Consider the following 22,189-nt stretch of genomic DNA (forward strand, 5'->3'; position numbering starts at 1 on the left):
TTGGCGTTCATCATTTAACATTTTACATTCCCTACCATTTCCATTACTTCAACAGCCTAATATCCGTCGTCAATGCTTTCGACAAACCGTCTTCGTCGCCCAGATCGCGAACGAACTGAACGTCGGCTTTGTCTTCCGGCGATAGATTGACGATTTCTTTCAGTTGCCCGTTGTGAATGTCAAACACCCAGCCGTGCAGCCAGAGCGGTTGTTTCTGATTCCAGGCATTCTGAACGATGGCCGTGTGGCCCAGGTTATACACCTGCTCCCGTGTGCTGAGTTCAACCAGGCGGTTAAACCGGCTGGGCTCGTCGGGCATATTTTTCAGTTCGTCGAAGTACTTTTCTTTTACGTTCTGAATGTTCTGCAACCAGTTGTCAATCAGCCCATAGCGCTTGTTGAGCAGGGCGGCTTTTACCCCACCACACTCGTAATGGCCACAGACAATCACGTGCCGAACTTTCAGCACTTCGACGGCGTATTGCAAAACACTGAGCAGATTCAGATCCGACGAAATGACCTGGTTGGCGATGTTGCGGTGAACGAACATTTCGCCCGGCAGGGTGCCGGTGATTTCTTCGGCAGAGACCCGGCTATCGGAACAGCCAATCCACAGAAAATCTGGTTTTTGATCGGACGCCAGTGCCTCAAAATAGAACTCATCGAGTTCCAGTTTGTCCAATGCCCAGGCCTTATTCGCTAATAGTAACTTCTCGTGTCTTTGCATGGGTCCGTAAGCTACGTTTTTTTAATGATACATTTTTCAGTTCATACTTGATGTCCAGCGTGTGCGCCGTTTCCTTGAAATCCTGCAGGATGTTGTAAATATCGTGGTCGATAAAGGAAGCGTGGGTGCCATCCACCAGCACTTCATCACCCGTCTGCAACTCGCGCAGGGTTTCTTTCAACTGGGGCTTCACCAGGAAATACATGTCTTTCTGGATCTTGATCAGCACCCGGTTTCCATCGCGCACCACCCGGAAGGCGGCCTGAAAGTTAGTCAGCAGAACAAACACAATGCCGACCACCAGACCGATCCCGATCCCAATGAGCAAATCCGTGAACACGATTCCCAGTACCGTGACAATGAACGGAATAAACTGATAAATGCCTTCCCGGTACGTCTTCTTGAAAACTTCCGGTTTGGCCAGTTTATAGCCCACGGTGATCAGCAAAGCCGCCAGACAGGACAACGGGATCAGGTTCAGAAACGGGGCTCCCAGAAATACCGCCAGCATCAAAAACAAACCGTGAACGATGCTCGAAACCCGGGTTTTACCACCGCCGTAGACGTTGGCCGATGTCCGGACAATCACCGATGTCAACGGCAACCCACCAATCAATCCTGAAACCATGTTACCAATTCCCTGTGCCACCATTTCCTGATCGGGCGACGACACCCGTTTTTCCGGATCGAGTTTATCGGCGGCTTCCAGGTTCAGGAGCGTTTCCAAACTCGCGACAATGGCGATCGTAACCGCCGTGACGTAGACCTTTGGATTGGTCAGGGCACCAAAATCCGGAAAATAAAAAATAGAAAACACGCTTTTACCGGCTTCTATTTCCGGAATTTGCACCATGTGCTGGTGTTTGGAGGTTCCCAGATACCACTCGGGCATCATGACCCGAAACAGTTCGTTCAAACCGACACCCAAAACCACCACCGCCAACGCGCCGGGGAAATTCTTGAAAAAACCGATGCCTTTTTGAGCGGCTTTTCCCCAGAAATGAAGCAGGATAAAGGAGGCAAAGCTGATGATGACGGCACCGGTGCTGGCCGTCACCACGGCCCGGTAAATTTCGGAAATGGTGTTTTCACCGTCGGCCAGTTGCTGAAAAGCAAATTCACCCTCAAAATCATTATCCCGACCCAGGGCGTGGGGAATCTGTTTCAGAATAATCACCAGGCCAATGGCAACCAGCAGGCCCCGAATCACACTATCCGGAAAATAACCGCTAAATTTCCCGGCTTTTAAGATGCCTAAGCCCAGTTGAACAATACCGGCCAGAACCACCGCCGTCAGAAATACTTCGAAGGAACCCAATCCGGTGATGCTATCAGCCACAATGACGGCCAAACCAGCCGCCGGACCGCTGACGCTGACTTCAGAACCCGACAGAAATCCAATAACAAGACCGCCAATCATGCCGGCCACCAAACCCGAAAACAAGGGCGCACCCGACGCCAGCGCAATCCCCAGACAGAGGGGAAGTGCCACCAAAAAAACCGATAAACCAGCCGGCAAGTCCGAGCGAAACGTAGAGGGGGAATAATGCGATAAGGTCTTTAGAGGTCTAAAGAATTTCATATTATCTTCAATTATGATGAAAAATTAGCGTAGCATAGTTCTGTCCTGAAGGCAAATAAAAAGTTCATGCCCTAAGAACAGTTCTATAACCACAAAACTCGTAATAAAATTTTAATCTGTTTTTAATCTTTTCACGGTTTTCACTATTTCTTTAATTAATGCTACTTTTCAATTCCAGCGAACGGGCTTTTATGCAGGAACATCTGCACGATGACCCCCATACGTTCGTATTGCGGTATTCGATGGATGACGGTATTCGGGTGAAAGCCATAGCGGATCAATTGGTCGCCCGCCAGAAAGCGCGAACCAAACTGCCGGGCTGGTACGAAAATCCGGAACTGGTATTTCCCCCCGCGCTATCGGTCGAACAGGCGTCCTCGGAACGGACGGCGGCTTATAAGGCTTCTATCATTTCCCAAAATGGAGCGAAAGCGGGGCTGCTTCTGGATCTAACCGGTGGTATGGGCGTCGATTCACTCGCCTTTTCCCGCCACGCCGAGCGGGTCATTTACATCGAACAACAGCCCAATCTGGCCGAACTGGCCGCCTATAACCTGCCCAAACTGGGGGGAAATAACATTGAATTTCCGCATCAATCGGGCCTGGACACCAACGCAACCGCCTTTTTGACCGCGTTTGCCGAAACCGCCGACTGGATGTATCTGGACCCGGCCCGTCGCGATCAGCAGGGCGGCAAGGTCGTCCGGCTGGAGGATTGTGAACCCAATATTCTGGACTGGTACCGCCCCGGTGACCCAACCGGTTTTCGCCACAAAACGAAAGCGGTTTTGTTGAAAACGTCGCCCCTGATCGACATTGAGCTGGTGATCCGGCAACTCCCTGATGTGTCGGCGGTGCATGTGGTTTCGGTCGACAACGAGTGCAAAGAAGTACTCTTTGTTCTGGCGGGCCGTGAAAATCCGGAGATTGAGGTGAGGGCGGTCAACCTCCGTTCGGCGGCACCGGACAGCGTGTTTATTTACCGCCGAAACGATGAACGAACCGCTGATGTTCAATTTAGCGATCCGCTGCGTTACTTATACGAGCCCAATGCGTCTCTATTAAAAGCAGGCGCCTTTCGGATCGTTGCCGAGCGGTTGGGTTTGTTCAAACTGGCCCCTAACAGTCACTTGTATACGAGTGATCGACTAGTTCCGGACTTTCCCGGCCGATCCTTTGAAATACTGGGAAATTGTAAACCGGATCGCAAAGCGGTTCACGTTTTTTTACCAGACGGGAAAGCCAACCTGAGCGTCCGGAATTTTCCGGAATCCACTGAGACTCTGCGTAAAAAGCTTAGCTTAGCCGCCGGGGGCGATCTGTACCTGTTTGCCACCACCCTGTCTGACAGGAAGAAACGAATTTTAATTACACGAAAACCAGTTTATCCATCGTTACACTAATGAAAGCACATTTGTTTAAGTCGTTCTTACCCGTATTGATTTTCTCAGGCCTGATCGGTTTTTTGCTGATTTCACCGTCTGTTCTGGCCCAAACCGTGTCGTCGGCTACCGAAAAAGTAGACCAGATTTCGCTGGTGGGTCTTTCCCTCAATCTACCGATCGAAGGAAAATTTGTTGAAAAAGAATGGGAGACGTTGCTGAAATCGTACGGAAAAGTAACCACAGGTCGCAGTGGCGTTTATAAGGTGCCAGCCGCCAACATTCCGGCGCTGTCCAACGAGCCTTTAAACGTGGCCAGCAAGGTAACCGCCGACAAAGCAAAGGCCACGGTTTTTCTGGCCGTCGACAAAGGCAATGCCGATTATGTGAAACCGGGCAGCACGATGTACGATCAGGTGGAAACCCTGCTCAAAGATTTTGCGGAGCGCACGCGCATCAATTACGACATCAAACTCGCGGATGATACGTTTAACGAAGCCCAGAAAAAGCAGGAAAAACTGGTCAAACAGGGCGAAAAGCTGGTTCGGGATCTGGAACGGAACAAAAAAGAGAAAGACAATCTGGTGAAAAAGATGGACGAGAACGTCCGCGAACTGGAGCAGTTGACCCGCGATACGGAGACCAACAAAAACGATCAGGTCAATTCGGCCAAAGAACTTGAAGTGAAAAAACAGGCCCTGGAAGCAGCCCGAGCCAAATTACCGAAATAGATTTTTCTGAGAGTAAAGAGGATAGACAAGAGAGTAAAGAAAAAGTAATCCAGTTGAGTTGGTCTTTACTCTCTTGTCTAGCTTCTCTACTCTGGAAAAAAAAGTTGGGCAGACGCTGATCTACCAACTTGGAAGAACCCTGTGAGAGCGGTTTGTGGGGACAGATGAGGCCCGTCAGTCGGATTCCGGCTGGCGGGCTTTTTTATTATTCCCGGTAGAAAACCCGCTTCACCCGCTCGCTTACCCCCGTCAGAATTTCGTAAGGAATGGTCCCGATGCGCTCCGCCAGATCCGCAATCGAAATCGGCTGACCAAACAAAATGACTTCGTCTCCCTCCTGCGCCTGCGTTTCGGATACATCGATCATCGTCATATCCATGCAGACACTGCCCACCGTGGGGCACAAAACGCCATTGACCCAAACCTGCCCGACGCCGTTGCCCAACCGACGGTCGTAGCCATCGGCATAGCCGACTGCCAGCGTGGCGATGCGGGCGTCGCGGGTCAGAACACCCCGGCGACTGTAGCCCACGGTTTCTCCGGCTTTGAGGTCTTTGATCTGGCTGATGATGGTTTTCAACGTGCCCACCGCCTGAACCTGTTGCGGTTCCAGTTTACTCACTTCAACGCCATACAGTCCGATTCCGAGCCGAACCATGTCCAGTTTGAAGTCGGGCAAACGCACAATGCCCGCCGAGTTGAGTAAATGCCGCAGCGGGCGATACCCCAGAATTTGTTCAAGTCGCGTCGCACCTGCGATCAGTTGCCGGTATTGTTCCTGCGAAAAAGCCGTGTGTTCCGCTTCGTCGGAGCCCGCCAGATGACTGAATACCGAAGCCACCCGAAGATCTGGATTAGCTGTCAAGACTTCCCCCAGAGCGGTTATTTCGCCGGGCAGGAAACCCAGCCGGTGCATTCCCGTATCGAGCTTGATGTGAATAGGCGGGTATTTTACAACCGGTTTTTCAGCACCCTGTTGCGGATGTTCTTCTTTCAGAAACTGCCTCCATTCTTCCAGAATCCGAAAGCTGAAAATCTCCGGTTCCAGGTTATAATCAAGCAGTTGCCGAAACGACTCCGGTGCCGGATTCATCACCAGAATGGGCAGCGTAATCCCATTCTGACGAAGCCCCGCGCCCTCGTCGGCATAGGCTACGGCCAGGTAGTCGACACGGTGGTATTGCAGCAGACTGGCCACCTCGGCACTGCCGCTGCCGTAGGCAAAGGCCTTCACCATCACCATGATTTTGGTCTGCGAACCGACTTTGTTCCGGTAAAAATTCAGGTTGTGGGTGAGGGCGTCGAGGTTTATTTCCAAAACCGTCCGGTGCGATTTCTGCACAAAACGGCTGACCACGCTTTCAAACGAAAACCGCCTTGCGCCCTTCACCAGAATCACCGAATCCGTCAATTCATTCAGGTAACCGGATTGCAAAAGCGCGTTGGTGGTCGCATAAAACCGGGTTGGCACCGTAAAAACCGATTGATACCCCCCCATTTCCGGCCCGACGCCAACCAGTTGGCTGACGCCTTTTTCGGCCACCATTCGCGCAATGGCCGGATAGAGTTCGTCCGGTTTCATCCCGGTTTCGAGCAGATCCGACAGAACCAGCACTTTCTGGCGGGATGCATCCTGCTGGTTCAGAAAATCAAGCGCAATTGACAAACCGGCGAGGTCGTTGTTATAGGTGTCGTCGATCAGCAGGTTGCGGTGAATGCCTTCTTTCAATTCCAGCCGCATCGACACGGGCCGCAAACGGGCAAACCGCTCCCGCAGAAGGTTCGCGTCCGTAACGCCCAAAACCAGTGTGGCCAGCAGGACGTGCGTCGCATTTTCGAGCGATGCAGAATCAGAAAACGGCACCTCAACCCGATAGTTCCGTCCCTCCCATTGCACACTGATTTGCGTACCGATCGGCTTCAGCGCATAGGAAACCGGAACGGCTGCGGCCTGGTCAGTCGACCAACTGATCAGCCGAATGGTTGGGTTGACGGCTTTGAGCAGCAAGTGAATTTCTTCGTCAATTTCCGAATACGATTTCCGGTAAATCAGCGTCTCCGCTTTGCGGAACAGACGGAGCTTTTCGGCCACTTTCTGCTTCTGGCTTCGGAAACCTTCGTCGTGGGCCGGGCCGACGTTCGTAAAAATGCCAACCGTGGGGTTGATAATGGATTGAAGCGCCTGCATTTCAGCCGGTTTCGAAATCCCCGCTTCAAAAATCCCCAGCGTATGGTTTTCGTTCAGCGGCCACACCGAGAGCGGAACCCCCAGTTGGGAGTTGTAGCTTTTCGGGCTTTTCTGAATCCGGAAATCGGGCGACAGCACCTGCGCCAGCCATTCTTTCACGATGGTTTTGCCGTTGCTTCCCGTGATGCCGACCACCGGAATCGTAAACCGGCTGCGGTGTTCGGCGGCTAATTCCTGCAAAGTTTTCAGGCTGCTGCCCACCTCGTGGATGCGGGCGTCGGGCAATTGCGCCAATTCGTGCCGCAGGTCGGGCGTCAAAGCGGCCGTCTCGACCACAAACTGCCGGACGTTCTTCTTGTATAATTCCGTAATGAACCGATGCCCGTCGTGGTGTTCGCCCTGAATGGCAAAAAAAACCGGTTCTGCCGCCCCGTTCTGCGTCGGCGACAACACCTGACGGCTGTCCGTCACCGGATACACCTCAGATGTATTGATCCCAAAATCCTGAATTGTCATAAAAACTGTATCACCTAAAACCACCGCCTTCGGCGGAAATAAATAACCATTAAAACCGTCAGAACGACCATGATGCCCATGACGACAAAATAGCCGTTTTGGGTGCGGAGTTCCGGCATGTTGTCAAAATTCATTCCATAGACGCCCACAATAAACGTCAGCGGCATAAAAATAGCCGAAAAAATCGTCAGCGTTTTCATGACGGCATTCATCCGGTTGCTGAGCGTCGACAAGTATACATCCAGCAAACCGGTGGCCAGTTCGCGGTAGGAATCGATGCTGTCGAGCACCTGAACCACATGGTCATACAGATCGCGGAGAAAAGGCATGGTGGCCGGACGAATCAGTTCACTGTCTTCCAGAATCAGCCGGTTGATCATTTCGCGAACGGGCCAGACCACTTTCCGCATCAACGTCAGTTCGCGTTTCAGAGTATACAGCCGCGTCAGGGTTTGCTGCCCGGCCACCTGCTGAATGATGCTGTTCTCCAGAATTTCGAGCTTTTCGCCGATGCTATCCAGCACCACAAAATAGTGGTCAACCACCAGATCCATCAGGGCATAAAGCAGATAATCGGGGCCGTTGCGCCGGGTTTTCCCCGCCGAAGCCTCGATGCGGTCGAGAACAGGCTGAAACAAATCGACTTTTCGTTCCTCCTGAAACGAGATCAGGTAGTTTTTCCCCAACACAAAACTCAGGTGTTCATTTTCCAACTCCTGCGTATCAGAATTGAAATGCAGCATTTTAAGCGTTGAAAACACGTAAGCACCGTCGTATTCTTCCACTTTGGGCTTTTGCTGGGAATTCATAACATCCTCGAGCAACAAGGGGTGCAATTGATATTGCTGGCCAATGCGCTCCACCACAGCGGGCTCGTGAATGCCATCCACGTTGAGCCAGGAGACGAATGGTGAACCGTCAGTCGGTCGCCCGCAGGAATCCAGGCGCTTCAGGGTTTCGACGGTATAGCTGGCTTCGTTATAGAGAATTCGCCGGATTGCCGTTTTGTAGTCGGTATCCTGACCAACGTAAATGAGGGAACCCGGCGAGGTTCCCACTTTTTTTTCAGAATGTTTGTACCGGCGTCTGCCCATCGTTTTCAGGTACCCACGGACTAAAGTCCAGAGGTACTAGTAGTTTTCTTTCGCGTGATACACCAAAACCGGTATGTCGGAACTTAGCACCATGCGTTTGGTCAGGCTGGGATTCAGCAATTTGCTCAGGAAATCCCGTTCGCGGGTGGCCATAATCAGCAGATCGACCTGGTGGGTTTTGTTGTATTTCGTCAATCCTTCTTTCACATTATCAGCATCCACCGTGTCTTCCACAAACCGCTCCCGGCCAAATTCGGCTTCGATCTGATCCAGAAACTGGCGGTCGTCATACACATTGGGCTGGTTGAGGGCCTTGATTTTCACGAGTCTTAATTTGGACTCAAACATCCGGGCAAGCTGGACGACGGGCCTCAGGATGTGGTTTTCGTCAAACTCCAGTTGGGTTGCATACACGATGTTTTCCAGCCGAACCGGATGGCTTTCGCCGTGTTCCAGCGTTGGCACCACCAAAACCGGGCAGTGGGCCGTCATGGCCACATCAGCCGCCGAACTCCCCGCCAGCCAGTCAAAAAACGTATCGATGTGGCTCCGCCCCATCACGATCAGATCCGGCTGCAACTCATCGGCCACCTCCACAATTTCGTCGTCGATTGATCCAAAGCGGTTTTCAATCCGGGTCGCAAACCCTTCCCGTTCAAGTTGTTCGGCCAACTCCTGCAGGTTTAACTCGCCAACGTCTTCCATTTCCTGAGCCGCCAGAATGCCCGCTCCTACTTCGCCCGTTGGCAACGTAGTGTCCGGAATAAAAGGCTGCGTGACGTGCGCCAGCACCAGCGTCGTTTCATGACCATCGTTGATATAGTGTTGGGCAATGAATTTCGCCCAGGCCAGGGCCAAATTGGAAGTGCCGGTAAAATCAGTGGGAACCAGTATGTTTTTCATGCTTCGAGGGATTAGTGATTCAATACTAACAAAAAAACAAGGCTTCCGTCCCGGTAACCTTGTTAATTCTTTATGAACCCGAATTCAAACACTTCGATATTCAATGTTCAATATTCGATATTCATTTTTTGATTTTAAAGCAAACCGTGAGATTATTGACCCCGGAGGGGTCCGATGTTAATAGCAAATCGGTATTTTAAGAGCTCCAGGCGTGCCGGAGGTACGCAACTCAGCCTATATCGCGTACCTCCGGCACGCCTGGAGCTCTTAAAATACCGATTTGCTATTAACATTACGTGCCGCTGGCACTTAAACAACTGTTAGGCAAGGGCATCATCTCATAGTTGGCGTTGATTTTAATAAATATTGAATACTAAACATCGAATAACGAAGTGGTTTCCGCTCATCTGGGCAGGTTGTTTCAATGTGCCACCAGCCAGTTTTCGCCAATTCCAATACCGGTTTCCATCTTGACCGCCAGCGGAATCGCCGTTCGCATCAGTTCTCCGACGTTTTCCTTCAACAGCTCCAGTTCATCCTTGTGGGCATCGAAGACCAGTTCATCATGGACCGTCAGAATCATGCGCGACTTCAGACGGTTTTCCCGAATAAACTTGTCGATGTTGATCATCGCAATCTTGATCATATCGGCCGCCGATCCCTGGATGGGCGCGTTGATGGCGTTGCGCTCGGCAAAACTCCGGTCGGTCATGTTCCGGGAATTGATGTCGCGCAAATACCGGCGTCGGCCCAAAATGGTTTCGGCGTATTCGCATTCGCGGGCCTTTGCAATCGCCCCATCCATATACTCTTTAATGGCCGGAAAACCGGCAAAATATTCCTGAATAATTTCGGCCGCTTCCCGGCGCGGAATCCGCAACCGGCGCGAAAGGCCGAACGCTGAAATCCCGTAGATGATCCCGAAATTGACCATTTTGGCCTTCCGGCGCATGTCTGAATCGACCTCTGTTAGCGGTACTTTAAACACCTTGCTGGCGGTTTGGGTGTGAATGTCGATGCCGTTGTTGAACGCATCCAGCATGGTTTGATCCCCGCTGAAAGCCGCCATGATGCGCAGTTCGATTTGCGAATAATCCGCCGACATGATCAGAAAATCGTCGCTGTGGGGCACAAAAGCCTTCCGGATTTCACGACCCCGGGGCGTCCGGATCGGGATGTTTTGCAGGTTGGGATTGGTCGAACTCAAACGCCCCGTTGCCGCCACCGCCTGGTTGAACGAGGTATGAATCCGGCCGTCGTGTTTACTCATCATGAGCGGAAGCGCATCGACATAGGTGTTTTTCAACTTCACCAGTTCGCGGTAATCCAGAATCTTCCGGGCAATTTCGTGATCCGCTTCCAGATCGGTCAGAATCTCCTCGCCGGTGGCATACTGCCCGGTTTTAGTCTTTTTCGCTTTGCTGTCCAGCTTGAGTTTGTCAAACAACACCTCGCCCAACTGTTTGGGCGATCCCACATTGAAGGGGCCACCCGCCAGTTCATAAATTTCGCCCTGCACCTGCCGGATGTCGGTTTCGAGCGTCGCCGAAAGCTCGGCCAGGGCGTTCATATCCACTTTCACGCCCCCCAGTTCCATGTCGCCGAGGACGCGAACCAGCGGCATTTCAACTTCGTAGAACAGTTTGGTGAGCTGATTTTTCTCCAGCAGTGGCAAAAAGGTGTCTTTCAATTGCAGGGTAATGTCGGCATCTTCCCCGGCGTATTCGACCACTTTCTGAATTTCGACATCGCGCATCGACAACTGCTTCGGCCCTTTCTTGCCAATCAGCGTTTCGATCGAAACCGGTTCGTAATTCAGGTGCGTCATCGCCATCATGTCCATGTTGTGCCGCTGCTCCGGTTCGATCAGGTAATGCGCCACCATCGTATCGAACAGCTTGCCCTGCACTTCGATGCCGTATTTTTTCAGCATCAGCATGTCGTATTTCAGGTTCTGGCCAACCTTGATGATCTCCGCATTTTCAAAAACCGACCGAAACTCTTCGACAATCGCCTGCGCTTCTTCCCGATCAGCCGGTACCGGCACGTAAAACGCTTCGCCCTTGCGGTACGCAAACGACAATCCCACCAGATCGGCCTCGACGGGATCGGTTGAGGTCGTTTCCGAATCGAAACACAAGGTATCCTGCTGATTCAGGTAATGCACCAGACTTTTCCGCAACGCGGGGGTGTCGACCAGCCGGTAATCGTGAACGACCGAATCAATCGTGCGCCGGGGTTCAGGCTGTCGGTCATCCGGTTCCACTTCCGTCCAGTCCGACTGCATATCGTCCGTGTTGGCAATTGCCTGCGGCCGGGCACCTTTTTCGAAGGCCGAAATGTCGGCCCCAACACCCGGTTTTTTATCGAATGTAAACGGCAATCCCTCCGTCCCGGACGCATTCGCAGCCGGGCTTGCTGCGGGGGCCAAAACCGCTTCATCGAACAGGCCCATCTGCCCTTTGGCACTCGGTTTGGCCGGAGCCACCGGAAACGGGCTGGGTTCGGAATCGTCCTCGCCCACCAGCCTCCGACGCAATTGCCGGAACTCGAGTTCGTCCAGCAAGGCCGACAGTTTGGGTTTGTCAGGTTCGGTATGGAGCAGGGCTTCTTCGTTAAAATCGAGCGGAACGTCGAGGTGAATGGTGGCCAGTTGCTTCGACAAAAGGCCCTGCTGGGCAAACTGCACCACGTTCTCTTTCAGCTTGCCTTTCAGTTTGTCGGCATTGGCAATCAGGTTTTCGACGCTGCCAAATTCGGCCACGAGTTTCTGAGCGGTTTTCTCGCCGACGCCCGGAATCCCCGGAATATTATCGACCGAATCGCCCATGAGCCCCAGCATGTCGGTCACCTGACTGATTTCCTGAATCTGCCAGCGATCAAGTACTTCTTTCACCCCCAGTTTCTCGGCTCCTTTTCCCATGAACGCCGGGCGGTAAATGTAGACGTGTTCTTCGACGAGCTGGCCGTAATCTTTATCCGGCGTCATCATAAACACCTCGAAACCAGCCTTCGACGCCCGTTTGGCGAGCGTTCCGATGATGTCATCCGCTTCGTAGCCATCCAGAATCAGAATCGGAATGTTCATGGCTTCCACCAGCTTTTTCACGTACGGAATGGCGATGCTAATGTCCTCGGGCATGGCCTGACGGTTGGCCTTGTATTCCACAAAAGCCTCGTGCCGGAAGGTCTTTTTGCTGCTATCGAACGCAACGCCGATGTGGGTCGGTTTTTCCTTTTGAAGAATCTCCAGCATGGCGTTCGTAAATCCGAATACGCAACTGGTATTCAGGCCCCTGGAGGTGATGCGGGGGGCTTTGCTGAAGGCAAAATGGGCGCGGTAAATCAACGCCAGTGCATCCAGCAAAAACAGTTTCTTTTCTGGTTTATTCATTGGTAAGTTGCCGGAAAACGGTCTGCGCAACGGGCAGAAAACGACGCTCGCAAATAACGAAATATCGTCTCCGTATCAAAATCATAACGACGGAGCGGAGGGATTGATTCCGGTTTGCGGCCCGGCCCAAAACCACTGTAGCTACTCAGGTTTGGTGAGCCTTCACCTTGGTCTGTGTGCCACAGACCAAGGTGAAATTTTAACGAGTGCTGGACAAATTCCACTGACGATGATCGTGCAACGTTGAGCCCACAAATTAGACACATGTAGCCAGAACGCAAATTTTACCATACATCGGCAACAGCTAAAATGCGTAGAGCGCAAGACAGGCAACGGGAAAATATTTTCAAGCCGAAAATCTAGTATTCCAATCAATATACTGACATATATTGCACTTCATTATTAATTTTTATCTGTTTTTTTTTAATTCTTCAGGAAATTTTGGATAATGAAGTTGTATATAATTTGTGTTGTAAGGTAAAGTATAATCGTTGTACACTCCTGTTTTATGATTGCAATATTTATTTACAACGCAGCCAGCACATTTTTTCATATTAAGTGTATTAACATCAAAAATTTCATTATCACCATCATCTAGCTTTTTTAGGTCAATAAATACTTGGTCTAAAAAATCAGAACTTCGTATATTTTCTTCAGTTTTTCTTATTTTTACTGACATAACCATAGGAAGGTGATTATTTGGAAAATTGTAATACCAATAAATTAAGTAGCCATATTTTATTTTGTACTGATTTATATATTTTATATATGAATACAATTGAGCTAAATGGTTCAGATGAAAATCCCTTTTTCTTTCACTGTTTATATAGATAAACTTTTCTTCAACTACGAAATATGTACCCTCATCGTCTTTGAATATATAATCAGGTTGGCCTGAATACTTTTCTTCTGGATTAGAAAAATATATATTTTCGCTTCCATGTCCACAAAAAATTATTTCTGATTTACGAATTTTACGAATAATTTCGTCATTGTAAACTTCGTGTGTCATTGTATCTTTTTCATGTACTCCAACCGGTATTTTTTTATTTATTAGCCTTAATTGTTCATGTAGCTGTCTTCCGGTCTCTGTGTATTCTTGACCTGACGGATTAGTTATTTTAAAAGATTTCTGAATGACATAGCTTATTGGACAAAAAACAAAATTGGATAAGTCTGTAGCTGTATAGGTATGATTTTTTAAATCCTTTTTTTCGATAGATTTTTTTTCGATAGATTTTTTTTCTGATTTAATTTTTACTTCATCGAGTAGCATTTGTATACAATCGCTTACTGTAAAATTCCAGTCACCATGATTAGTATAATCTACCCATTTACCATACAGTAACTCCAAATGTTCAAGATAATCTAATATTTTATCTTCATCTTTAAACCCAATTCGTTCCATTAAATATTTCGCAAATATTAATTGCTTGTGGCTATATTTCATAATCTATTTATTTATAAGGGCAAGGCTTTTTTATAAAAATGGCAAGATGCAGTTAGTCTTACCTTTGTGGGTGCTTAGACTATAAAATTATGACTGCTACTCATTGCATTGCTAAAACTAATACATTTTACCAATTACTTGAACAAACCCCGGTTTAGATTGGCGTGATAATCGCGGCAAAAGGCACTCTGTCGCCTTAGTACTTACCAGATTAGTACTCTAGTATCCTCACTTTGGTCTGTGTGCCATAGACTAAGGTTAAGAAATTCCCTCCTTATGACCGGTAGGGTGTCAACATTTTCACCTTAAATGTTAACGTTTCACACCGTTTCGGATATTAAGTCAGCCTGTTTCCGTTTAGAAGAAAATCTTCTGCTGCTTCTTGCTTTTCGTAGTGGCCGGAGGTGGTAAATCGAGTTTTTTAACTTTTTCTAAAACGGAAAAAGGGCAGCTACAGCCACCCCTTTCTCTAAAATCCATCATTCGTAATCAGAAACCTATAACTCCCGAACCCAGATGTTCCGGAAGCTGATCGGTTCGCTTTTATCACCGTGAGCCTGCAACTTGATCGGTGCCGATTCGTACTTTTTGTATTGGGGTTGCCCGATGTACGTCGTTTCGCCCTTCAGTTCGTAGTTGTTCTGCACCACTACGCCGTTGTGAATAACCGTCACGTGGGCCGGGGTCTGCACCGAGCCATCGGCGTTGAATTTCGGAGCATTCCAGATCACGTCGTACACCTGCCATTCGCCCGGTTTTTTGCTGGCGTTGGCCAGCGGAATCGCCTGTTTGTAAATGCTTCCCGCCTGTCCGTTCGAGTAGGTTTTGTTTTCGTACGAATCCAGCACCTGCAACTCATAGCCCGCATCACCGGGGCCGGTAGACGCCAGGAAGATACCGCTGTTGCCCCGGCTCTGGCCGGTCAATGAGATTTTCTCGGGAATCTTCCATTCGATGTGAAGCTGATAGTTCGTGAACGACCGCTTGGTTTCGATGTTACCGGCGGCCTTATTGACGGTCAGAACGCCTTTGGAAACCGTCCAGTTGGCGGGCGATTTGTCTTTCACCGTCACCCACTGATCCAGGTTTTTGCCGTCAAAAAGAATCACTGCGTCAGAAGGCGCATCGAGGGGTGTTTTGCCCGTTGTAACGACTTTCGGAACCGGATCCCACACTTCGGTTTCTTCGGGTTTTGCCCGCGGACGACTGGCGGTTGCCGTGCTGGAAGAACCGCCCTGACGCATCAGGGTTCCGGGAACCTCGCTGCCATTGTAATTGACGGACAGAATCATTTTGTCACCCTCAACGGTCCCTTTAACGGGAATCACATTTCCATCGTATTCTGTTTTGAACGAAAAACTAGTGCCATCCACCTTTCCCTCTTTGATGGGAAGGCCGCCATTCGCATTGCCGATGGTTCCGGTCAGTTGGTTGCCGTCCGTTTTCAGGTCCAGGGTCAACGCATAATCGTCACCTATTTTTCCGACCCACTTCCCGTCAATCGGACCCGCGGCCAGCGCAACGGAAAGGCCGATAAAAGCACATAAAATCGAAGTAAAAAATCGTTTCTTCATAGGAGTTTTCTGGGTTTTGCTTTTAACTAATACGGTTTTAAAAATCTTTAAACTGCTCATACATTTCCTTTAGTTTCGGGTCGCGCTCGCTCAGGCGAATGTCTTTCCGCATGGATTTGACGCCTTCGATGTCCTGCAATAAACCCAGCACCTGATAGGCTCCAAACCGCACAAAATACGCCGGACTTGTGCGCGCCATCACTTCCAGCATCGGAATGGCCTGCCGCTGGGTGTCGGACCCGGATCGAATCAGGTATTTGCCGAAGACCTGCAAAAAGTTGTAGAGATCCTGCGATTTCATGGTGCTCATCTTGTTGATGAACCAGGTATAGCGGCTTGTATCGGTCGAATTGGCGTAATAATTGGCCACCGCCGTTACGATGTCGCCATTGGGGACATTCTCAAAACGGGCGGCAATTTCATTGGCGTCTCCCGGTTTTGACAACAAATAGGAATCCAGCGCCGACGACACGACAGCATACGACGTATCGTTGAGCGCTTCCCGGAACAGCGGGTCGTTGACATTGTCGGCGTAGGAAGCCAGCGTGTTGATGCCTTCCTGCCGCACCAGCGAACGTTCGTCGTTGCGGGCTTTGCTCTGGACAATCCGCTCTACTTCCGCAAACTCCTGGCCGTCGTATTCCGCAAAATTCCCTACGGCCACCTGACGGATTTTCCAGAATTTATCCTGCATGGCATCCATCATCATGTGTCGAACCGTCGAGTCGATCAGGTTGCTTTTGTCTTCCAGCCGGGTGATGGACTCGTATTTGTCGCGGTAATTGTCGGTGTGGTAAAACTGAAACAACAATTCCGGCTTGTTTTTTTCCTGCTCAACGGTTCCCACAATCCGGTGATCCGCGTCGAATACGATCAAATCCGGACGTTGCTCCACTGTAAAATTCAGCACCTGTTTGGCTTTATCGACCACCACATCGTAGCTTTTCTTCTGCCCTTTTACCCACAGATCCACTTTCACCGGCAGGCGGTAAATCGGGGTTTTGGTCGAATCCTGTTGCTGAATAACCGTCAACTGCACGCCCCCCTGCCGGTATTCTTTTTCGATCTTGATCACCGGATGGCCCGGTTTCAGGAACCACTGGTCAAAAAACCAGTTCAGGTCTTCGCCGGTCACTTCTTCAAAAACTTCGCGTAAATCGCTGATTTCGGCGGTTTTGAACCGGTGGCGTTTCAGGTACAGCGTCAGGGATTCAAAAAAAGCATCGTCGCCAATCGTTCGGCGGAGCAGGTGCAGCACCCGGCCCCCTTTGGCATACGAATGGCTGTCGAACATCTGCTCGCGGTCGGTGTAGCGGTACCGGATCAGCGGTTCCTGCTTGGTTTCCGATTCGGCAATGTACTGATTCAGATCATCCAGACCGTGCATATCGGCCGAATACGTGCCTTCGTTGTGTTCCCGCCAGAGGTATTCGGCGTAGGTGGCAAAGGCTTCGTTCAGCGGCAGGTTGGCCCACGACTCGGCGGTGGTCAGGTTTCCGAACCAGTGGTGCGAGAGTTCGTGCGAAATCACATCGTCGGAATTGCCATCCACCAGTTGCCGTCCGTCCATCTGAACGGTTTCACCGTGAACCGTCGCCGTGGTGTTTTCCATCGCGCCGGTAACAAAATCACGCACGGCAATTTGGCTGTATTTCTCCCAGACGTACGGCACGCCGAATTTTTTCTCGAAAAACTCGATCATCGCGGGCGTCCGGCCAAAAATGGCGCGGGCGTCTTTTTCGTAGGCGGGTTCCACATAATAGCTCACTTCCAGCGGTCCCCGCTCGGGTGTTGCCGCCAGCGAATCCTTGACGTAGGCAAAATCGCCCACGGCAATCATCGCCAGATAGGGGGAATGGGGCAAGGTTTGTCGCCAGTAATCGGTGCGCGAACTGTCCTGATTGACCGTTGACGAAATGAGTTTGCCGTTGGAAAGCGTCCGGTATTTGTTCTCGACGGTCAGGTAAATCTCCTGCGTCATTTTCTCATTGGGCGTGTCGATGGTCGGAAACCAGCACGAATTGGCCTCGGTTTCGCCCTGCGTCCAGATCTGGCGGGGTTTGTTCGGTTCCGCTCCGTCGTGGTTGATAAAATACAGTCCTTTATCCTGCGAAATGGCCGCACTGCCTCCCAATGGTCGTTCGTTCGGTTTGGCGGTATAAACAATCTGAATATCGAAGGTATCGGCACGGGTGTAGGTTCGGGGCAGCAGAACGTGAATCTTTTGCCGGTCGTTGTAGGTGTAATTAAGCGTATCGAAAACCGTTTCGCCGGTTTTCAACGTATCGAGCAGAAAAACGCCCTTGATTTCAAAGCCTTTGGCATCAACGTCCAGCGTATTCTGGGGATAAAAGTGCGGTTTAAACCGCAACCGGGCAATGCCGTGGACCCACTGGCGCACCCAGTCGAAGCTCAGATCAAGCTTGGTATGCAGCAAATCGTGGGGTAATGTCCGGGTGGCGTTATAGGGGCCGTTGACCGTGAGCGGAGCGTTTTTTTTGTCGGCATCACCCGCGCGATTCTGTCCCAGTGCCCACGGGCTGCTGATGAAAATAAGAAGGACGAACCCGATATTTCGGATAATTTTAAGCATACAGATCATTCACTTAGCCTTATCAAAACGGGGAAATTCGTTTTTTAGTAAATATTTTTCCATTCCTCTACTGCACACTGTCAACGGCTTTGGAAACCGCAGCCGCTTTTTGAGCCGGAAACCAGGATACCACAATGGTCACGACAATCACGATCAAGGTCGTAAGAACCAGATCGTTCGCCTGAAGTTTCACCGGATACGCGTCGATGAGCGAACTCTCAATGCCCATCGATACGAAGCCAAACCGCTGCTGCAACAGACACAACGCAATCCCAATCACCAGGCCCACAACACCGCCAATACAGGCGACAATGGAACCTTCGAACAGAAAAATCCGCCGAACCAGCGAGGGCGACGCACCCATCGCATACAGAATGGCCACATCGTCTTTCTTTTCAATGGCCAGCATCGACAACGAGAAAAAGATATTGATCGATGCAATTAGCACCAGAAAACCCAGCGTTACGGTTACAAACAACTTCTCGACCCGAATGGCCCGAAACAGATCCGGGTTCAAATCATCCCGGTCTTTGATCACTACCGTCGATCCCAATTGCTGCTGCAACGTCTTTTTCAACGACGCAATGTCGGTTTCCGGCTTCACCTGCACTTCCAGCGAAGAGATCTGATTGGGCTGATAGCCAACCAGTTCCCGAACCACACTGAGCGGGGCCAACACGTAATCGTTAAAATTATCTTCAATATAAAATACGCCCGAAACCAAAAAATTAGCCTGATTAAAGGCATCGGCCGACAAAACCGTGTAGGTTTTGCGGTTTTGCGGATACCAGAGTTCGAGGGGCGTCAGGATGTCTTCGGGTGAAATCAGCAACGCATTTCGCACACCCTCGGCTACCAGCGCGTAATCGACGCCATTTTCCTGCAACCGCAGTTTTCCTTCCACCAAAGCCGTGTCCAGTTGCCGGCGTTGCAAATACGAATTGTCGATTCCTTTCAGCTTCACCACCGTCTGCCCCTCGCGGTAACGCGCCAGGGCATTGTCTTCGATCACCTGCGTGATGAGCAAAACCTCCCCGTTTTTCCGGATGTTCTGCAACATAGCGGGCGAAACCGTTAGGCGTTTTCCCTGCGCCGGGGCCACGGTCAAGTCCGCTTCGAACGTCTTGAAAATCATCCGGTTTAGCTCTTCCATGCCGTTAAAAACCGACAGGACGACCACGAGTGCCATCGTGCCTACCCCTACGCCCAGCATCGATACCAGCGAAATCAAATTGATGAAACTACGCTTGCGTTTCGAGAAAAAATACCGACGGGCAATCCAGAGGGGAAGGTTCATGGTGTGGTCCAAACGTTACTCTTCGTCTTCTTCCTCCGGTGCGGGTGGGATGTCGAGATTCGCGAAAATCGCGTCCATTTTGGCTGCGTATTCGGCGGTATCGTCCAGGTAAAAATGCAGTTCCGGCATAATCCGAAGCTGGTGGCGCACCCGGTCGGCGAGTTGCTGGCGAATGGCCTTGCCTTTTTCCTTGATCGATTCCAGCAGCAATTCTTTATTAGGCGTTACCAGAAAGCTCAGATACACCCGGGCAATGCTAAAATCGGGTGACACCCGTACGTTCGTCACGGTGATAAAGGCGCCGTTGAACAGGTGTCGGCTATCGCGCTGAAAGATTTCACTCAGGTCTTTCTGCAACAGCCTCGATACTTTCTGTTGTCGTTTCGATTCCATACTCTTTTAAAATTAATGAATAATGAGGGGACCGCTCAATAGGAATCAGAAATCCTATTTCGTTATTCACTATTCATTATTCAGTGTTCATTATTCACTCAACACCCTGCAAATATCCGCCTTTTATTCGACTTCTTTCACCTGAAAGGTTTAATTTCGTCGTTCCATTTCGGGTTCCATACGGTAAACCAACTAGTCGCTTGTTAAGTTTTTTTCGGGTTAATGCCACCCTTCAGATCGTCAGTCTGTTGCTTTTGCTGGTTCTGATTCGTCTGCCGTTTCTACTGTCGGCTCCTCCGCTGCTCATTCCGGAACTGAACTGGATGCTGGTGGGCGAACAGATGAACAACGGCAATCTGCTGTACCGCGACATCTGGGACAGTGTCAGTCCGCTATCGGCGCTGGTCTACTGGCTTCTGGACCTTACTTTCGGGCGGTCGCTCCTGGCCTATCACGTTGCCGGGACGGCGGTGGCGGCTTTTCAGGTTTTCTATTTTAACTGGATGATGAACGCCCGGGATATCTACCCGGATCGCAACTGGATTCCCGGCCTGATCTACGCCTTGTTTCTGAACATGTCGTTCGATTGCAGCACCCTGTCACCGGTTTTGCTTTCCACCACGTTTCTGCTGCTGGCTTTCGGAACGATTATCAAACAGATGGACCGGCGGGGTGCCACCGACGAAGTGTTTGAAGTCGGTTTTTACATCAGTCTGGCCGCCCTGTTTTACCTGCCTTCCGCCCTGTTCATTCTCTGGGCGCTGATGGCGTTGCTGCTGTTTACCGGGGCAAGTTTCCGGCAACATTCGCTGCTGATTTTCGGTTTTGCTTTCCCGATTTTGCTGACGGTTTTGTACTATTACCTGGCCGACAGCCTCACCGACCTGAACCGCAATCTGTTGTCGTCGGTTTTTCGGGTCCGGCAATATGACCTGACCGACTTCCAGACGTTGCTGGCGTCGATGTTTCTGCCCTTTGCGATGGGGACCCTGGGGTTGCTGAGTCTGTTCCGGCAAACGACCCGGTATGTCAACTTCCAGCAACGGTGTCAGCAAATTATGATGATCTGGGCGGTCACAGCCATAGTCTCGGTGGCGCTGATGCCTTTTCTGGCACCGATGCTGTTCATCAGCTTTGTGCCAGCCCTGGCCTTTTTTGCTTCGTATTATTTTCAGGGCATCCGCCGGGAGTGGATGGCCGAACTGATTTTTCTGGGCGTCTTTGTCTTTACGCTGCTCATCCTCTACCAAGGTGCCCTGGGACTGGTTCCGAGATGGGAGTTAGGACGACTCAGTGCGTTACAGGTCAAAACCTCACCCATCGACCGGCACATTCAGCAGCAGCGGATTCTGGTCATTGGCGAAGACATCAGTGCCTACCGGAACAACCAGGCCGCCACGCCCTATCTCAACTGGGATCTGGCCAAATACGATCTTCGCAATCTGGACAATTACGAAAGCGTGATCAGCGTTTACGACCATTTCCGCAAAGACCCGCCCAGTTACATCATCGACAAAGAAAGCGTGATCAAAAAACTCTTCCAGCGTGCGCCTTCTCTGTCCACGATGTATGAAAAAACCGAATTGGAAGGCGTTTACCGACGAAAAGAAGAAGCCATCAACAACTGATTTTGCCCACGCGCGTCTGGTGACGCCCGCCTTCAAATTCCGTTTTCAGAAACACTTTCACACATTCCAGTGCCTCTTCGGGTGAAATATACCGTTCCGGCAGGCAAAGAATATTGGCGTTGTTGTGCTGACGGGCCAGTGCCGCCAGTTCGGGTTTCCAGCACAAAGCCGCCCGAATGCCCTGGTGTTTGTTGGCCGTAATGGCCACCCCGTTGCCGCTACCACAGACCAGAATTCCCCAGTCAAATTGATGGGCTTCAACCGCCGACGCCACGGGATGCGCAAAATCCGGATAATCGGCAGAAGTTTCCGTGTAGGTACCAAAGTCTTTCGTCGGATAGCCTTCTTTTTCCAGCCAGGCTACAATTTCCTGTTTATAGGCAAAGCCGGCATGATCGGCACCAACAGCAATGGAGGGTTTCATGGGATTTTCTTGAACAAATGAAACTAAAAATACGATATTACGTTATTATGTTCCGGTTCTGCGCTGAGAGGCTGCCGAACCGGCGTGACAGCCGGGTTTTAAGCCCCGGTGCTGTCAAAATTTTGGACAAAGTAAGCGATCAAAAACGCATCATCAACGCAATTCACACTGGAAATTTTACAAACGCTGGCAAAAGTAACGCCGGTTATTCCGCCCAGTTTGTTTGTAAACAGACCCACCACCGGAGAAACAGGCGCTTGAACGACTCAGGAATGGAAGACCGGTTTTGCAACCGACCCTCCATCAAATCCTG

General features: G+C 50.5%; 15 protein-coding genes. 3 read left to right on the plus strand and 12 right to left on the minus strand.

Annotation, left to right across the window (positions count from 1 at the left end; translation table 11 throughout):
• Nucleotides 1–43: 43 nt before the first annotated feature.
• A complete protein-coding gene (locus tag DUE52_RS10170) occupies nucleotides 44–727 on the minus strand; it encodes a carbonic anhydrase (RefSeq protein WP_114405898.1) in 684 nt (227 codons plus the stop codon).
• The gene (locus DUE52_RS10175; RefSeq protein ID WP_114405899.1) at nucleotides 693–2,309 is read right to left on the minus strand and encodes a SulP family inorganic anion transporter; all 1,617 of its coding nucleotides are present in this window, start codon (nucleotides 2,307–2,309) and stop codon (nucleotides 693–695) included. The genes DUE52_RS10170 and DUE52_RS10175 overlap by 35 nt, the downstream gene beginning before the upstream one ends.
• Nucleotides 2,310–2,467: 158 nt before the next feature.
• On the opposite strand from DUE52_RS10175, the gene DUE52_RS10180 reads away from it, so the two are divergent.
• Complete coding sequence (locus DUE52_RS10180; protein ID WP_114405900.1) at nucleotides 2,468–3,712, plus strand: THUMP-like domain-containing protein; 1,245 nt, start codon at nucleotides 2,468–2,470, stop codon at nucleotides 3,710–3,712.
• Nucleotides 3,712–4,422, plus strand: coding sequence for a hypothetical protein (locus DUE52_RS10185; RefSeq protein ID WP_114405901.1), 711 nt, complete (start codon nucleotides 3,712–3,714; stop codon nucleotides 4,420–4,422). Before DUE52_RS10180 ends, DUE52_RS10185 begins: the two co-directional genes overlap by 1 nt.
• 205 nt (nucleotides 4,423–4,627) lie before the next feature.
• On the opposite strand, the gene DUE52_RS10190 is transcribed toward DUE52_RS10185, so the two are convergent.
• From DUE52_RS10190 to rbfA, 9 genes are all read right to left on the minus strand, one after another.
• The gene (locus DUE52_RS10190; protein WP_114405902.1) at nucleotides 4,628–7,126 is read right to left on the minus strand and encodes a bifunctional UDP-N-acetylmuramoyl-tripeptide:D-alanyl-D-alanine ligase/alanine racemase; all 2,499 of its coding nucleotides are present in this window, start codon (nucleotides 7,124–7,126) and stop codon (nucleotides 4,628–4,630) included.
• A gap of 14 nt (nucleotides 7,127–7,140) precedes the next feature.
• Nucleotides 7,141–8,220 (minus strand): magnesium/cobalt transporter CorA, encoded by a 1,080-nt coding sequence (corA, locus tag DUE52_RS10195; RefSeq protein WP_114405903.1) that lies wholly within the window; start codon nucleotides 8,218–8,220, stop codon nucleotides 7,141–7,143.
• A gap of 36 nt (nucleotides 8,221–8,256) precedes the next feature.
• Entirely contained in the window at nucleotides 8,257–9,123 is an 867-nt protein-coding gene (locus DUE52_RS10200; protein ID WP_114405904.1) for a universal stress protein, read from the minus strand.
• 421 nt (nucleotides 9,124–9,544) lie between these two features.
• Nucleotides 9,545–12,517 carry a DNA polymerase I gene (gene polA, locus DUE52_RS10205; protein WP_114405905.1) on the minus strand — a complete coding sequence of 991 codons (2,973 nt, stop codon included), beginning with the start codon at nucleotides 12,515–12,517 and terminating at the stop codon, nucleotides 9,545–9,547.
• 409 nt (nucleotides 12,518–12,926) lie between these two features.
• Nucleotides 12,927–13,967, minus strand: a complete 1,041-nt coding sequence (locus tag DUE52_RS10210) for a PD-(D/E)XK nuclease family protein (RefSeq protein WP_114405906.1) — start codon at nucleotides 13,965–13,967, stop codon at nucleotides 12,927–12,929.
• A gap of 497 nt (nucleotides 13,968–14,464) precedes the next feature.
• Nucleotides 14,465–15,541, minus strand: coding sequence for a 3-keto-disaccharide hydrolase (locus tag DUE52_RS10215; protein ID WP_229312128.1), 1,077 nt, complete (start codon nucleotides 15,539–15,541; stop codon nucleotides 14,465–14,467).
• Between the two features lie 37 nt (nucleotides 15,542–15,578).
• On the minus strand, nucleotides 15,579–18,134 hold the full coding sequence (locus tag DUE52_RS10220; RefSeq protein WP_114406029.1) for a M1 family metallopeptidase: 2,556 nt from the start codon (nucleotides 18,132–18,134) through the stop codon (nucleotides 15,579–15,581).
• A 67-nt stretch (nucleotides 18,135–18,201) separates the two neighbouring features.
• Nucleotides 18,202–19,431, minus strand: coding sequence for an FtsX-like permease family protein (locus tag DUE52_RS10225; protein ID WP_114405907.1), 1,230 nt, complete (start codon nucleotides 19,429–19,431; stop codon nucleotides 18,202–18,204).
• Between the two features lie 15 nt (nucleotides 19,432–19,446).
• Nucleotides 19,447–19,824, minus strand: a complete 378-nt coding sequence (rbfA, locus tag DUE52_RS10230) for a 30S ribosome-binding factor RbfA (RefSeq protein ID WP_114405908.1) — start codon at nucleotides 19,822–19,824, stop codon at nucleotides 19,447–19,449.
• A gap of 200 nt (nucleotides 19,825–20,024) precedes the next feature.
• On the opposite strand from rbfA, the gene DUE52_RS10235 reads away from it, so the two are divergent.
• Nucleotides 20,025–21,452 carry a hypothetical protein gene (locus DUE52_RS10235; protein ID WP_114405909.1) on the plus strand — a complete coding sequence of 476 codons (1,428 nt, stop codon included), beginning with the start codon at nucleotides 20,025–20,027 and terminating at the stop codon, nucleotides 21,450–21,452.
• Here DUE52_RS10235 and rpiB read toward each other — a convergent pair.
• Nucleotides 21,442–21,876: a ribose 5-phosphate isomerase B gene (gene rpiB, locus DUE52_RS10240; RefSeq protein ID WP_114405910.1), complete on the minus strand. Its 435-nt coding sequence runs from the start codon at nucleotides 21,874–21,876 to the stop codon at nucleotides 21,442–21,444. The genes DUE52_RS10235 and rpiB overlap by 11 nt on opposite strands.
• Nucleotides 21,877–22,189: the final 313 nt, after the last annotated feature.

It is taken from the genome of Larkinella punicea, assembly GCF_003334855.1.
Classification (GTDB): domain Bacteria; phylum Bacteroidota; class Bacteroidia; order Cytophagales; family Spirosomataceae; genus Larkinella; species Larkinella punicea.

What these genes read in the sequence shown, in the direction of transcription:
- DUE52_RS10210 (WP_114405906.1), bottom strand. Translation starts at nt 13,967, where the DNA reads ATGAAATATAGCCACAAGCAATTAATATTTGCGAAATATTTAATGGAA.
- DUE52_RS10170 (WP_114405898.1), bottom strand. Translation starts at nt 727, where the DNA reads ATGCAAAGACACGAGAAGTTACTATTAGCGAATAAGGCCTGGGCATTG.
- DUE52_RS10220 (WP_114406029.1), bottom strand. Translation starts at nt 18,134, where the DNA reads ATGCTTAAAATTATCCGAAATATCGGGTTCGTCCTTCTTATTTTCATC.
- DUE52_RS10200 (WP_114405904.1), bottom strand. Translation starts at nt 9,123, where the DNA reads ATGAAAAACATACTGGTTCCCACTGATTTTACCGGCACTTCCAATTTG.
- DUE52_RS10225 (WP_114405907.1), bottom strand. Translation starts at nt 19,431, where the DNA reads ATGAACCTTCCCCTCTGGATTGCCCGTCGGTATTTTTTCTCGAAACGC.
- DUE52_RS10215 (WP_229312128.1), bottom strand. Translation starts at nt 15,541, where the DNA reads ATGAAGAAACGATTTTTTACTTCGATTTTATGTGCTTTTATCGGCCTT.
- DUE52_RS10185 (WP_114405901.1), top strand. Translation starts at nt 3,712, where the DNA reads ATGAAAGCACATTTGTTTAAGTCGTTCTTACCCGTATTGATTTTCTCA.
- DUE52_RS10180 (WP_114405900.1), top strand. Translation starts at nt 2,468, where the DNA reads ATGCTACTTTTCAATTCCAGCGAACGGGCTTTTATGCAGGAACATCTG.
- rpiB (WP_114405910.1), bottom strand. Translation starts at nt 21,876, where the DNA reads ATGAAACCCTCCATTGCTGTTGGTGCCGATCATGCCGGCTTTGCCTAT.
- rbfA (WP_114405908.1), bottom strand. Translation starts at nt 19,824, where the DNA reads ATGGAATCGAAACGACAACAGAAAGTATCGAGGCTGTTGCAGAAAGAC.
- polA (WP_114405905.1), bottom strand. Translation starts at nt 12,517, where the DNA reads ATGAATAAACCAGAAAAGAAACTGTTTTTGCTGGATGCACTGGCGTTG.
- corA (WP_114405903.1), bottom strand. Translation starts at nt 8,220, where the DNA reads ATGGGCAGACGCCGGTACAAACATTCTGAAAAAAAAGTGGGAACCTCG.
- DUE52_RS10175 (WP_114405899.1), bottom strand. Translation starts at nt 2,309, where the DNA reads ATGAAATTCTTTAGACCTCTAAAGACCTTATCGCATTATTCCCCCTCT.
- DUE52_RS10190 (WP_114405902.1), bottom strand. Translation starts at nt 7,126, where the DNA reads ATGACAATTCAGGATTTTGGGATCAATACATCTGAGGTGTATCCGGTG.